Below are 12,932 nucleotides of genomic sequence, written 5' to 3'. Positions count from 1 at the left end.
GATCCCCGTCATGGCCGTCACCGCCTATGCCGGGCGCGAGGACGAGGAGCGCATCCGCGCGGCCGGGGCGAACGCCTATGTGTCGAAACCGATCAGCCTGCAGCGCTTCATGAACGAGATCGCCGCGCTGATGTGACGCGCACGCGAAAAAAGCCGCGAGCGGGGTCGCCCACGGCCTTTGTTTCCGCATCGCGTCGCGGCGAAGCCGCGCCGTCGGTCCTTAGCTTGCGCAAGGCCGGCCGGGCTTGGGCGAGTGCGCGTCGGCTTTGCCGATGCGGCCGCCCTGCGCCTTACTTGATCTTGGCTTCCTTGAACTCGACATGCTTGCGCACGACGGGGTCGTATTTGCGGAAGGACAGCTTTTCCGTCTTGGTGCGCGGGTTCTTCTTGGTGACATAGAAGAAGCCGGTGTCGGCGGAGCTGACGAGCTTGATCTTGATGGTGGTCGGCTTGGCCATGGGCCTTATCCTTCGGCGATCCGGTGCGGAATTGGGGAAGGCGGCGGACGAACGCCCACCGCCTGATCGGTGGCGCGCATGACCTAACCGGTCCGGGAAGTCAACCGGTCGCATCGGTAACACGACCTTCATACGAACCGTGCAGCATCCGGTCATCGGGGAGGATCGGGCATGACGGGCACGGGGCTGGACACGGTGAGAGCCGAACTGAACAGGCGCATCGCCGCCATCGACGACCGCGCCGCGCGGTCGCACGCCCGCGACCTGGCGGGCGATCTCGACCAGGTGCGCGCCATCGCTCACCGCGCGGGGCTGCATCCCGCCGTCACCGTCGCGCACCTGCTGGGCGGCGCCCTGTCCCGCGGCGAGCATGGCCCGCTGGTCCATGGCTGGCTGGAGATGCTGCGCGATGCGGTCGGGTGCGACCGTAGCGATCCCGCCGCCTGCGATGCCTTCGCCGCCGCCTGCACGGTGCGCTTCGTGGGATGACGCGTTGGACGCGTTGATGGCGGCGCTGGTCGCGGGCGCGCTGGCGCAGGCGGGCGACCGCACCGCCTGGCTCGCCGCGATCCTCGCCGATCGCTTCGCCAGGCCGGGGCTCGTCATCCTCGCCGCCGCGCTCGCGATCGGCTGCGCGAGCCTCATCGCCTGCGCGGGGGCGCTGCTGCTCCAGGGCAAGCTGACGCCCGAGGCGGGCCGGCTCTTCCTCGCGCTCGCCCTGGTGCTTCAGGGCGCGGGCGGGCTGGTCCGCGCCAAGCCACCCGAACGCCTGGCCGGGTGGCGGCTGGGCGCGTTCGGGACCAGCACCGTCGGGCTGTTCATCCTCGCGTTCGGCGACGGCCTGCAGTTCATCGTGCTCGCGCTCGCCGCCCGCGCCGCGCTACCTTGGGCGGCGGCGGTTGGTGCGACACTCGGCGCGCTGGCGGTGATCGCGCCCGCCGCCCTGCTGGGTGAGCGCGGCTGGATCGCCCTGCCCCAATTGCTTGTCCGCCGGGTCGCGGCGGCGCTGTTCCTCGTCACCGGCATCGTGCTCGCGCTTTCGGCGCTCCGGCTCGTCTGAGGCGGGAGCCAATCGGGCTCAGCGTCGTTCCGCTTCCGAACTCTTTTCCGGAGCATTTCATGGCCGACGCCGTCCCCTCTCAGCTCGACACGCCGACCGACCTCAACCGCAACGACACGCGCAGCGTCGCCGACGGGCTCAACCTCGTGCTGGCCGATTCCTTCGCGCTCTACCTCAAGACCAAGAACTATCACTGGCACGTGTCGGGCCCGCATTTCCGTGATTATCACCTGATGCTCGACGACCAGGCGACGCAGATCCTGGCGACGACCGACGTCATCGCCGAGCGCGTGCGCAAGACCGGCAACGTCACGCTCCGCTCGATCGGCGACATCCAGCGCCGCCAGTCGATCCGCGACGACGACCGCGACTTCGTGTCCCCCGACGACATGCTCGCGACGTTGCGCGAGGACAATCTGAAGCTCATCGAGGTCATCCGCGACGCCCGCGAACGCGCGGAAGAAGCGCGCGACACCGCCACGTCGTCGATCGCGGACGAATGGATCGATCAGGCGGAGGAGCGGGCGTGGTTCCTGTTCGAGGCGAGCCGCAAGGGCTAAGCAAGGCTTGGCCCTTGCGCGGCCGCGAAGCTGGCCGACGCGAGCCGAGCGACCGGCCTCGGCACCCGCCGAGGACCGACGACGCGGGACTTGCTCCCGCGTCACACCCCTGCGGCCGCTACGGCCCGAGCGTCAGCAGCCACAGATCGGGCGAAACCCCGAAGCGTAGCGGCAGGGTGCTCGTCCCCGTACCGGCCGTGACCACCGTCAGTCGCCCGCCCTCCCGCACCAGACCACAGCGGTAACGCGCGCCGTAACGCGACACCTCGACCGGCGGGCCGAGCAGCGGCACCGACACCTGCCCGCAATGCGTATGCCCCGCCAGCAGCAACGGCACGCCGTGCGGCAACCCGGGCGCGATGTCGGGCGAATGCGACAGGAGCAACCTCGCCCCGCCGACCCGCCTCATGGCGGCGAGCGTCGCGGGCAGATCGGCGTGCCGGGTGACCATGTCGTCGAGTCCCCCGACCACGACCGGCCCGCGCCGGGTCGCGTCGTTGGCGAGCACGGTGACCCCCGCCCGCTCCAGCGCGCGGCGCGTGGTCGGCGCGTCCGTCCAATATTCGTGATTGCCGAGCACCGCGACGACGCCGAGCGGCGCGTTCAATCGTCCCAGCGCGGCTAGGCCCGGCGCCACCCGTGCATCCGCGCGTTCATGCCCGGCGATGAAGTCGCCCGCGAGCACCACCAGATCGGGACGCAGCGCATTCACCCGATCGACGATCCGGCGCAACCGACCGGGCCCGGTCGCGAGGTTGCCGAGATGGATGTCGCTGAGCAACGCGACCCGCACCGGTCCCGCGCCGGCGGACCATCCCGGCATCGATATGCTCGCGCGCCGGACCACCGGGTCGGCGCGCGCCAGGCCGAAGCTCCACGCCAGCAGGACGAACGCCCCCAGCAGGAGCATCAGGACGATTCGGCGCATCGGCGCCCCGTTAGCGGGAGCGTGGAGGCTTGCCCATGCGTTCCCCCATCATGCACGCCTTCGCCGCGCTTCTCGATTCGCTGATCTACACCCGCTCGCGCAACGCCAAGCTGAAGCTCGTGGCGGATTATCTGCGCGCGACGCCCGATCCCGATCGGGGTTGGGCGATGGCGGCGCTGACGGGCGATCTCGACCTGCCCGCGGTCAAGCCCGCCGCCATCCGCGCGCTGATCGAGACGCGGATCGACCCCGTGCTGTTCCGCATGAGCCGCGACTTCGTGGGCGACACGGCGGAGACGGTGTCGCTGCTCTGGCCCGCGCCTGTCGTCCCGGTGGAGGCCGAGCCGATCACCGTCTCGAGCGCGGTCGACCGGCTGCGCCACCTGTCGCGCTCCGACGCGCCCGCCGAACTCGGCCGGATGCTGGACCAGCTCGACCCCGAGGAACGCTTCGCGCTGCTCAAGATGGCGACCGGAGAGCTGCGCGCGGGCCTGTCCGCGCGCCTTGCCAAGACCGCGCTGGCCGACGCCTACGGTGTCGAGGTCGATCTCGTAGAGGAATTGTGGCACGGGCTCGATCCGCCCTACCGCTCGCTGTTCGACTGGGTGGAGGGGCGGGGCGAGCGGCCCAGCCCCGTCGACGTACCGACCTTCCGGCCCTTCATGCTCGCGCACGGTCTGGAGGACGCGCGCGTGTCGCTGGGCGACTATGCCGCCGAATGGAAATGGGACGGCATCCGCGTCCAGATCGTCCATGTCGCAGGGACGACCCGGCTCTACAGCCGCACCGGCGACGATGTGACCGGCTCCTTTCCCGACGTCGCCGCCGCCTTTTCCACGCCGGGCGTCATCGACGGCGAGCTGATGGTCAAGGGCGAGCATCAGGGCGGCGCGCTGGAGGATGGCGGCGGCGCGGCCAGCTTCAACGCGCTCCAGCAGCGGCTGGGGCGCAAGACGGTATCGGCGAAGATGCTGGCCGACTATCCCGCCTTTGTGCGCGTCTACGACCTGCTGGTCGACGGCGTCGAGGATATCCGCCCGCTACCCTGGACCGATCGCCGCACCCGGCTCGAGGCGTTCATGCCCGCGCTCGACCCCGACCGCTTCGACCTGAGCCAGGTGATCGAGGCGCGCGACTTCACCGAGCTGGAGGCGATCCGCGCCGGCGCGCGCGACGCGGCGATCGAGGGGGTGATGCTCAAGCGCCGCGACTCGCCCTATACGGGCGGGCGTCGCGCGGGGCTGTGGTATAAATGGAAGCGCGATCCGCTCACCGCCGATTGCGTCATCATGTACGCGCAGCGCGGCTCGGGCCGGCGGTCGAGCTATTACAGCGACTACACCTTCGGCTGCTGGACCGAAGAGGGCGAGCTGCAGCCCGTCGGCAAGGCCTATAGCGGCATCACCGACGAGGAACTGCGCTTCCTCGACAAGTTCGTGCGCACCAACACGCTCAACCGCTTCGGCCCAGTGCGCGAGGTGGAGAAGACCCTGGTGCTCGAGATCGCGTTCGACTCGATCCACGGATCGACGCGCCATAAATCGGGGGTGGCGATGCGCTTTCCGCGCATCGCCCGCATCCGCACCGACAAACCCGCCGCCGAGGCGGACCGGGTGGAAACGCTGCGGCGGCTGGTCACCTGACCGCCGCCGCCCGTCGTCACGCCATGCGCTGGAGATTCTCCAGGTCGCTCAGATGCTCCTGGATACGCCCGCGCGCCAGCATCGCGATATGCCGATGGTGCGGCACCCGGCCCTGCGACAGATAGGTTTCCTGGATCGCGAGCAGGCGCCGGTGCCCGTCCATCTGGACCATGATATAGTCGCGGTCGAAATTGCGCCCGCGCCCGTTGGCCAGTCGCTGCATCGCCGCGCGATCGGCCGGCGAAGGCGGCGGCGGGGGCATGCGCATCATCTCGTTGATGATCTGCGCGATGGTGGTCTGCTCCTCGACCTCGAAACCGGCGAACTGGCGCACCATCGGCGCGCTCGCGCGGCTCTGCGCGATCCGGCTCGTCTCCAGCGCGACCGATCCGACCATCAAGGTGTCGGTGGCGTGACGGCGTTCCAGCGGGCCCATGGGCATCATCCCCATCTGCTCGCGCATCCGCCGGCCCTGGCCCAAGGCGGGGGCGGCGGCGAGACCGAGGCCGCCCATCAACAATGTCGTTCCGAATGCTCTCCGATCCATCAACTCTCTCCTTGTCCGCCGCTCCGACCGCCAACGTGGACCCGGGGGGAAAGTTCAACCGAGCCCGCACGTTATCGCCGCCCGGTCCAGCTCGGCGGGCCTGTTGACGTCGGCGGTCGGAGCGCCGAGCCGCCCCCGATCGGCTCGGCCCAGCCCCGCATCTGGCGGCTCTGCGCTGCCGCCAGATGCGCGTCCAGAATCGGCGCGAAGGCGGTCGGCCGGTAACCGGTAAGCGGACGATCCGACAGCATCGCCGGCCCCTCGCCGCCCGACATCGAGACGAGATCGGTATGTCGCACCCGACGCTCACCACGGCCGCATGGCCCCGGTCGCGCACCCAAGCGAGCGCGGCCCGGCACGACCGCCGGCAAGCGTCAGCGGCCGCGCGCCTGCTCCGCCTGTTCCTCCAGCGTGTCCGCCTTTTGGTCGGCGGCCGCGCGGCTCTCGTCGGCGGCGTCCTCCATCGCGTCGGCGCGTGCCTCGCGCGCCTCGTTGGCGCTTTCCGCGGCGTCGTCGCGCACCTCGCCCAGCGTCTCGTTGGGGCCGCTGGCGACCGCATCCTCGCTGCTGACCACGCCCGCCGCATTGTCGGCCTGCTCGCCCGCGTCCTCGCGGGCACCGTCACAGGCGGCGAGCGCGAACAACGCGGCGACGGCGAGAATGGATCTTTTCATGAAACGGGCTCCCTGTTGCTCCGGCGATAAACCTGATCCCCCCGCTTCCGTTCCGGCCGGGCGACGATTGTCACGATCGACCGGGCTGTTACGATCGGGCGGTGATCGATCGACCGACCCCGATGCTGGCGCTGCTCACCCTCGTCTGGGCTGCCGCGCTGCTCGCCTCGGGATGGGCGCCGTTCGACCGCGCGACCTGGTGGATGGAGGTCGCACCGGTCGTCGTCGCGATGCCGATCCTGTGGGCGACCGTCGGACGCCGCGCGCCGACCCCGCTCGCGCTGGCTTGCCGCGCACGGCTAACCGGCGCGGCGCGGCTCCAGCTTTACCTCGAACAGCGTCGGCCAGAGCTTGCCCGTCACGAACAGCCGTCGCTTGGCCGGGTCCCAGGCGATGCCGTTCGCGACCGCCTCCGCGTCGGTCGCGCCCACCTCGCGCGCCAGCGACGACAGGTCGACCAAGGCCGTCACGGTGCCGGTCGCTGGGTCGATGCGGACCAGATAGGGCGTGTGCCAGACATTGGCGTAGATCGCGCCGTCGAACCATTCGAGCTCGTTCAGATCGCGGAGCGGCCGGCCCCGCAGCGTCACCGACACGCGGCGGCGCTCGGCGAAGTTAGCAGGGTCGAGGAAACGCAGCGTCGGCGTGCCGTCCGAAAGCGCCAGCGAGCGCCCGTCGCCCGCCAGCCCCCAGCCCTCGCCGGCATAGCGGAACGTGCCCCGGCGCTTGAGCGTCCGCGCGTCCCAGCGATGCGCGATCCCCTCGTGCCAGGTCAGGCTGATCAGCTCGCCGCCACTGGCCGCCAGCCCCTCGCCGAACTGGTCGGCGGGGATCGCCGCGCGCGCGAGCACCCGGCCATCCTCCAGCCGGACGCGGCGCACCTCCGACCGGCCTTCCTGCCCGACGCTCTCGTAGAGCGCGCCGTCCCGCCAGATCAGCCCCTGGGTAAAGGCGCCGCGATCATGCGGGAAACGCGCGACCACGGTGGCGGTGAAGACCGGGACTTCCTGCGCCGACACCGGGGCCGCCTGGGTCGCCGCGGGCCCTGTCGGGGCGGCGGACGCGAAAAGGCTCGCCGCGCCCAGAAGCGCGGCGAGCCCTGCCGTCCGCCCGACCATGCGGCCGGACATCATGATGGTTCAGCTACCCGAGGACAGGTTCACCGCGGCATATTTGCCGCGACGATCGACCTCGATCTCGAACTGAAGCCGGTCGCCCTCGTTCAGCGCGGTCATGCCCGCCCGCTCGACCGCCGAGATGTGGACGAACGCGTCGGGCTGGCCGTCGTCGCGGCTGATGAAGCCGAAGCCCTTCATGGCGTTGAAGAATTTGACGGTGCCCGTCGCCTTTTCGCCGGTGAGCTGGCGCTGGGGAGCGCCGCCACGGTCACCACCCGGGCCGCCCCGGTCGCCGCCACGATCGAAACCGCCGCCGGCGCGCGGGGGACCCGCGTCGCGGTCGCGCGGCGGGCCGCGATCGGTGACCGCCATCGGCTCGCCCTCGATCTTCAGCTCGGTCGCCGAGATGCGGCCGCCACGGTCGACCAGGGTGAAGCCGAGCGGCTGACCCTCGGCCAGGCCGGTCAGGCCCGCCTGCTCGACGGCGGAGATGTGGACGAACACGTCCTCGCCGCCGTCATCGCGCACCACGAAGCCGAAGCCCTTTTGCGCGTTGAAGAATTTGACGACGCCCGTGCCCTCGCCGACGACCTGGGGGGGCATGCCGCGACCGGCACCGCCGCCACCGCCGCCGAATCCACCACCGCCGCCGCCGGAGAAGCCGCCGCCACCGCCGCCGCCGCGGTAACCACCGCCGCCGCCACCACCGCCGAAGCGATCGCCGCCCCCGCCATAGCTGCTGCCGCCACCGCCGCCATAGCTGCTCCCGCCGCCGCCGAAGCTGCTGCCACCGCCATAGCTGCTGCCGCCACCGAAGCTGCTGCCGCCGCCGAACTCACTGTCGCCGCCGCCGAAGCTGTCCCGCTTGTCGCGCCCGCGTCCGCCACGGTTTCCGCGGCCACCCTTGTCGAAACTCATAACCCTGTTCGTCTTCCCGGTTCGCCCGTGACCCTGACCAACCTCGCGCCGGACGAACGCATGAGGGCGGCGCACGCAAAACTCTATGCGGCACTCCAATCGCCCATAGCGGCTTCGTCAACCCTTCGCGACCGAAATATTCACTTCCGAATGGCGATATGTCGCGATCCGCGCCTCACCGTGGCGCGGGAAGCACAGCCGGGCTGCGCGTCGGCCGTCCCCCGCCCATTGAGCCCTGCCCCATCGGTCGCTAGGGCGGGCCCGATGACCGTATATCTCCACGAAGAAGACCTGCCTGCCGGCCTGTTCGCGCCCGGCGCCGCCATCGCCGTCGATACGGAGACGATGGGCCTCCACACCCCGCGCGACCGGCTGTGCGTGGTGCAGCTTTCGGACGGCGGCGGCGACGAGCATCTGGTGCGCTTCGGTCCGGGCAGCGACTATGCCGCGCCCGAACTGCGCGCGGTCCTGGCCGACCCCGACCGCGTCAAGCTCTACCATTTCGCGCGCTTCGACCTGGCGGCGATCCGCTTCTACCTCCACACGGTCGCAGCGCCCGTTTATTGCACCAAGACCGCGTCGCGGCTGGTACGCACCTATACCGACCGCCACGGCCTGAAGGAGATCGTCCGCGAGTTGCTCGGCGTCGAGCTGTCGAAGCAGCAGCAATCCTCCGACTGGGGATCGCCCCAACTGAGCGACGCGCAAAAGGAATATGCCGCCTCCGACGTGCGCTATCTCCACCGGCTGCGCGAGGAACTCGACCGGCGCCTGGCGCGCGAGGGTCGCGCCGAGCTTGCGCGCGCTTGTTTCGACTTCCTGCCCCACCGCGCCGATCTCGACCTGGCGGGCTGGCCGGAGGTCGACATCTTTGCCCATATCTGACGCCACCCCCGCCGACCGTACCCTCGCCGCCCGCTCGCGCCGCCAGCGCAGCGCCGCGCCGGGCAGCCCGCGCGACAAGCTGATCGGGGCGCTGCGCGTCGCCCTGCCGATGAGCGTGGGCGTGCTCGCCGCGTTCCTGGTCATGGCCCCGCTGACCGCCGAGAGCGACGTGTCGTTCGTGCTCGACAAGAACAAGGTGGAGGTCGCGCGCGAGCGCCTGCGCATCCAATCGGCGCGCTACCGCGGCCAGGACGCGCGCGGCCGCGCCTTCATCCTCGACGCGGGCAGCGCCGTGCAGCGGAGCTCCGCCCAGCCGATCGTCGAGATGAACGCGCTCGCCGCCCAGCTGCAATTGCCCGAAGGGCCAGCGACCCTGCGCGCCGACAAGGGCCGCTACGACATGGCCGCCGAGCAGGTGCGCGTCGAAGGGCCCGTCGCCTTCCGTGCCGCCGATGGCTACCGGCTCGACACCAGCGACGCCGTCGCCGACCTGCGCACCCGCCGGCTGACCGGCACCGGCGCGGTTACCGGCCGCACGCCGCAGGGAAGCTTCTCCGCGAACACCATGCGTGCCGATCTCGAATCGCGCGTCGTGCGGCTGGAGGGGAACGCCCGCTTGCGGATCGACCCGGCAAGCGCGAGATAGGCGGATGCGCGTTCTCCTGCCCCTGCTGCTGCTCCTGACCGGCCCCGCCGCCGCGCAGATCCGCCACAATTCGAACGCCCCGATCGATTTCTCGGCCAACGCGATCGAATTGCAGGATCGCGCCAACCGTGCGGTGCTGTCGGGATCGGTGGTGGTGCGCCAGGCCGACATGACGCTGAACGCGGGCCGCATGACGGTGGCCTATACCGGCCAGGTGCTCGACGGCTCCCCCCAGGTGTCGCGGCTCGACGCCAGCGGCGGCGTGACGGTGCGCCGCCCCGACCAGACCGCGCGCTCCTCTTACGCGGTCTATGACCTCAACCGCCGCATCATCACGATGTTGGGCGCGGTGACGCTCAACCAGGGGCCGAACACCGTCAATGGCGGACGGCTGACGATCAACCTCGACACCGGCCGCGCGGTGATCGACGGGTCGTCGGTGGGATCGGGCGGATCGGGCACGACCGCCCCGGACGGTGTCACGCGCACGCCCGGACGGGTCACGGGCACCTTCTCCGTTCCCAAACGCTGATCCGCCCCGCTTCGTCGCGCACGGCTTTCCCGTTGCCGCGCTTCGAGGCAGGTTTCGTGCCAATCGGTCCCGTGGTAACGCGTCGTTAACCAGCCGAGCCGAGAAGCGAGCAGATCATGGACGCCCTGACCTCCCCCGCCACCCTCGATCGCGCGACCCCCGACCGCGCCCGACCGGGCGCCGACGGGCTGGAGGTCGTCTCCATCGCCAAATCCTACGACAAGCGCGTGGTGCTCAGCGACGTGTCGGTGTCGATCGCGCGCGGCGAGGTGGTCGGGCTGCTCGGCCCCAACGGTGCGGGCAAGACCACCTGCTTCTATTCGGTCATGGGGCTGGTGAAACCAGATTCGGGCCGCATCATGCTGAACGGCGAGGATATCACCGGCCTGCCCATGTATCGCCGCGCGATCCTGGGGCTGGGCTATCTGCCGCAGGAGACCTCGATCTTCCGCGGGCTGTCGGTCGAAAAGAACATCCTGTCGGTGCTCGAACTCGCCGAACCCGATGCGAACGCGCGCGCCGCGCGGCTCGACCAGCTGCTCGACGAATTCGGACTGACGAAATTGCGCGCCTCGGCCGCCATGGCGCTGTCGGGGGGCGAGCGCCGCCGCGCCGAGATCGCCCGCGCGCTCGCCGCCGACCCGTCGATCATCCTGCTCGACGAGCCGTTCGCGGGCATCGACCCGATCTCGATCGCCGATATCCGCGACCTGGTCTGCCAGCTCAAGGAGCGCGGGATCGGGGTGCTCATCACCGACCACAATGTGCGCGAGACGCTCGACATCGTCGACCGCGCCTACATCATCTATGACGGCCGCGTGCTGTTCAGCGGCTCCCCCGCCGATCTGGTGAACGACGCCAATGTGCGCCGGCTCTACCTCGGCGAAGGGTTTTCGCTCTAACTCCCATGAGCCTCGCGCCGCGCCTCGACCTCCGCCAATCGCAGTCGCTGGTGATGACCCCCCAGCTCCAGCAGGCGATCAAGCTGCTGGCGCTGTCGAACCTGGAGATCGAGGCGTTCATCGCCGAGGAGGTGGAGAAGAACCCCCTGCTCGAGGCGGGCAGCGCCGAGCCCGGCGACGCACCCGACCCCGATCCGTCGCCCATCGCCGACGACCGCGCGCCCGCCGACATCATCCTGTCGGGCGAGGCCCCGGCCGAGGCCACGCTCGATCTCGACTACGCCACCGAGTCGCACCAGCAGGACTCGGTCGCCGATGGCGGCTTCGGCCTCGATGGGACGCTCGGCATGGGCGGAATCGGTGCCGGGGGCAGCGGCGACGGGTCGGAGGACGGGCTCGATCTCGACGCCTTCGCCGGCCCCGCGTCGAGCCTCGCCGACCATCTCCTCGCCCAGATCGGGCCGCTCCTGTCGGGCGTCGACCTGCTGATCGCGCAGCACCTGATCGATCAGATCGACGAATGCGGCTATCTGACGGTGGCCTTGCGCGAGATCGCCGACCGCCTGTCCGTGCCGCTCGCGCGCGTGGAGGCGGCACTGGGAGTGATCCACACGCTCGACCCGACGGGCGTCGGCGCACGCGACCTGGCCGAATGCCTGGCGCTCCAGGCGCAGGAGGCGGATCGGTACGACCCCGCCATGGCGCGGCTGATCGACCATCTCGAGCTGCTCGCGCGCGGCGAGCTGGCGCGGCTGAAACGCATCTGCCGCGTCGACGACGAGGACATGGCGGACATGATCCGCGAGCTGCGCGGCTACGACCCCAAGCCCGGTTGCCGTTACGGGGGCGAGCCGCCGTCCAGCGTCACCCCCGACCTGTTCGTCGCGCGCATCGGGGGGGGCACTGGGGCGGGCTGGGCGATCGAGCTCAACGCCGCGACGCTGCCGCGCGTGCTCGTCAACCGCGCCTATTACACCGAGCTGTCGCGTGGACCGCAGGACAAGGCTTCCAAGGCCTGGCTGACCGAATGCCTCCAAGGCGCGAACTGGCTTACCAAGGCGCTCGACCAGCGCCAGCGCACGATCATCAAGGTCGCGACCGAAATCGTACGCGCCCAGGAGGGCTTCTTCCTCCACGGCGTGACGCAGTTGAAGCCGCTGACCCTCGCCCGAGTCGCCGAGGCGATCGGAATGCACGAATCGACCGTCAGCCGCGTGACCTCGAACAAATACCTGTCCTGCGCGCGCGGCACCTTCGAGCTCAAATATTTCTTCACCAGCGGGGTCGCGTCCGCAGGCAGCAGCGAGGGCGCGTCGGCCGAGGCGGTCAAGAGCGCGATCCGCCGCCTGGTCGCGGCCGAGGGTGCGACGGTGCTATCGGACGACACGCTGGTCGACCTGCTCCGGGTGGAGGGCTTCGACCTCGCCCGGCGCACCGTCGCGAAGTACCGCGAGGCGATCGGCATCGGCAGCTCGGTCCAGCGGCGACGGCAACGCGCGCTGGTCGGGGCCTGACCCCGCGACCGCCATTATCCGAATGGCAGGAATTTCCCGCTAGCGATCGGCATCATGACCGCGACCTATTCCGTCATCGCCGATCCGGCGCATGACCTGATCCGCATCACGCTGGCCGGTTTCTTCGACGACGCGTCGATGGCCGGGTTCGCGGCCGCGCGGGCGGCCGCGCACGCCATGCTGCGCTGCGGACCCAACCGGCATCTGACCTTGGCCGACACGCGCGCCATCGCCATCCAGTCGCAGGAATTCGTCGCGCGCTGGGGCGCCGTCCTCGCTGCTCCGACCTATCGCTCGCGCAAGCTGGCCTTCGTCACCGCCTCCTCGCTCGCGCGGATGCAGCTTCAGCGCGCGATCGGCGGACGCGACTCGGTGGCCTGCTTCATGGACATGGCCCAGGCCGAAGCCTGGCTGCTCGCGGCGACGGCGAGCGCGGCCGCTTGAACCGCAGCCACCCGAACCGATAAGCCGCCGCCCCCGACCCCCGTCCGCTCCTCGCCCGCCGTCGAAAAGTCGCTGGCGGATGAGGAGCGGATCCACCGCGAGC

Annotated in this window: 17 protein-coding genes and 1 pseudogene; 11 read left to right on the top strand and 7 right to left on the bottom strand. The window is 70.5% G+C overall.

The window, feature by feature from the left end; all coding sequences use genetic code 11:
* Positions 1–136, top strand: a pseudogene (locus VF592_RS14230) (two-component system response regulator); the annotation flags it as partial.
* 154 nt (positions 137–290) lie between these two features.
* On the opposite strand, the gene rpmG reads toward VF592_RS14230, so the two are convergent.
* Entirely contained in the window at positions 291–458 is a 168-nt protein-coding gene (gene rpmG / locus VF592_RS14225; protein ID WP_331006291.1) for a 50S ribosomal protein L33, read from the bottom strand.
* A 171-nt stretch (positions 459–629) separates the two neighbouring features.
* On the opposite strand from rpmG, the gene VF592_RS14220 reads away from it, so the two are divergent.
* From VF592_RS14220 to VF592_RS14210, 3 genes are read left to right on the top strand one after another with little or no spacing between them, the layout of a single operon-like run.
* Positions 630–947, top strand: a complete 318-nt coding sequence (locus tag VF592_RS14220) for a hypothetical protein (protein ID WP_331006290.1) — start codon at positions 630–632, stop codon at positions 945–947.
* A gap of 4 nt (positions 948–951) precedes the next feature.
* Positions 952–1,518, top strand: coding sequence for a TMEM165/GDT1 family protein (locus VF592_RS14215; RefSeq protein WP_331006289.1), 567 nt, complete (start codon positions 952–954; stop codon positions 1,516–1,518).
* A gap of 59 nt (positions 1,519–1,577) precedes the next feature.
* Positions 1,578–2,078: a DNA starvation/stationary phase protection protein gene (locus VF592_RS14210; RefSeq protein ID WP_331006288.1), complete on the top strand. Its 501-nt coding sequence runs from the start codon at positions 1,578–1,580 to the stop codon at positions 2,076–2,078.
* 118 nt (positions 2,079–2,196) lie between these two features.
* On the opposite strand, the gene VF592_RS14205 is transcribed toward VF592_RS14210, so the two are convergent.
* Positions 2,197–3,006, bottom strand: a complete 810-nt coding sequence (locus VF592_RS14205; protein ID WP_331006287.1) for a metallophosphoesterase — start codon at positions 3,004–3,006, stop codon at positions 2,197–2,199.
* Positions 3,007–3,056: 50 nt separating this feature from the next.
* On the opposite strand from VF592_RS14205, the gene VF592_RS14200 reads away from it, so the two are divergent.
* The gene (locus VF592_RS14200) at positions 3,057–4,649 is read left to right on the top strand and encodes a cisplatin damage response ATP-dependent DNA ligase (protein ID WP_331006295.1); all 1,593 of its coding nucleotides are present in this window, start codon (positions 3,057–3,059) and stop codon (positions 4,647–4,649) included.
* A gap of 16 nt (positions 4,650–4,665) precedes the next feature.
* On the opposite strand, the gene VF592_RS14195 is transcribed toward VF592_RS14200, so the two are convergent.
* The 5 genes from VF592_RS14195 to VF592_RS14175 form a co-directional block, all read right to left on the bottom strand.
* Positions 4,666–5,196 carry a DUF4142 domain-containing protein gene (locus VF592_RS14195; RefSeq protein ID WP_331006286.1) on the bottom strand — a complete coding sequence of 177 codons (531 nt, stop codon included), beginning with the start codon at positions 5,194–5,196 and terminating at the stop codon, positions 4,666–4,668.
* Positions 5,197–5,267: 71 nt separating this feature from the next.
* Positions 5,268–5,495, bottom strand: coding sequence for a hypothetical protein (locus VF592_RS14190; RefSeq protein ID WP_331006285.1), 228 nt, complete (start codon positions 5,493–5,495; stop codon positions 5,268–5,270).
* A 75-nt stretch (positions 5,496–5,570) separates the two neighbouring features.
* Positions 5,571–5,870, bottom strand: coding sequence for a hypothetical protein (locus tag VF592_RS14185; RefSeq protein WP_331006284.1), 300 nt, complete (start codon positions 5,868–5,870; stop codon positions 5,571–5,573).
* Between the two features lie 299 nt (positions 5,871–6,169).
* Positions 6,170–7,003 carry a glutaminyl-peptide cyclotransferase gene (locus VF592_RS14180; RefSeq protein ID WP_331006283.1) on the bottom strand — a complete coding sequence of 278 codons (834 nt, stop codon included), beginning with the start codon at positions 7,001–7,003 and terminating at the stop codon, positions 6,170–6,172.
* 6 nt (positions 7,004–7,009) lie between these two features.
* Entirely contained in the window at positions 7,010–7,906 is an 897-nt protein-coding gene (locus VF592_RS14175; protein ID WP_331006282.1) for a cold-shock protein, read from the bottom strand.
* A gap of 264 nt (positions 7,907–8,170) precedes the next feature.
* On the opposite strand from VF592_RS14175, the gene VF592_RS14170 reads away from it, so the two are divergent.
* The 6 genes from VF592_RS14170 to VF592_RS14145 all read left to right on the top strand — a co-directional run bounded on the left by VF592_RS14170 (position 8,171) and on the right by VF592_RS14145 (position 12,829).
* Positions 8,171–8,791 carry a ribonuclease D gene (locus VF592_RS14170; RefSeq protein WP_331006281.1) on the top strand — a complete coding sequence of 207 codons (621 nt, stop codon included), beginning with the start codon at positions 8,171–8,173 and terminating at the stop codon, positions 8,789–8,791.
* On the top strand, positions 8,778–9,437 hold the full coding sequence (gene lptC, locus VF592_RS14165) for an LPS export ABC transporter periplasmic protein LptC (RefSeq protein WP_331006280.1): 660 nt from the start codon (positions 8,778–8,780) through the stop codon (positions 9,435–9,437). The genes VF592_RS14170 and lptC overlap by 14 nt, the downstream gene beginning before the upstream one ends.
* A 4-nt stretch (positions 9,438–9,441) precedes the next feature.
* On the top strand, positions 9,442–9,969 hold the full coding sequence (locus tag VF592_RS14160) for an LptA/OstA family protein (protein ID WP_331006279.1): 528 nt from the start codon (positions 9,442–9,444) through the stop codon (positions 9,967–9,969).
* Between the two features lie 116 nt (positions 9,970–10,085).
* Entirely contained in the window at positions 10,086–10,871 is a 786-nt protein-coding gene (gene lptB, locus VF592_RS14155) for an LPS export ABC transporter ATP-binding protein (protein WP_414714224.1), read from the top strand.
* 5 nt (positions 10,872–10,876) lie between these two features.
* Positions 10,877–12,385 (top strand): RNA polymerase factor sigma-54, encoded by a 1,509-nt coding sequence (rpoN, locus tag VF592_RS14150; RefSeq protein WP_331006278.1) that lies wholly within the window; start codon positions 10,877–10,879, stop codon positions 12,383–12,385.
* Positions 12,386–12,439: 54 nt separating this feature from the next.
* Positions 12,440–12,829, top strand: a complete 390-nt coding sequence (locus VF592_RS14145) for a hypothetical protein (protein ID WP_331006277.1) — start codon at positions 12,440–12,442, stop codon at positions 12,827–12,829.
* Positions 12,830–12,932 lie beyond the last annotated feature (103 nt).

Origin of the sequence: Sphingomonas sp. (assembly GCF_036388435.1) — a bacterium.
Lineage (GTDB): Bacteria > Pseudomonadota > Alphaproteobacteria > Sphingomonadales > Sphingomonadaceae > Sphingomonas.
Note: the sequence above shows the minus strand (reverse complement) of the source record. Positions and strands in the feature narration are given on the sequence as shown.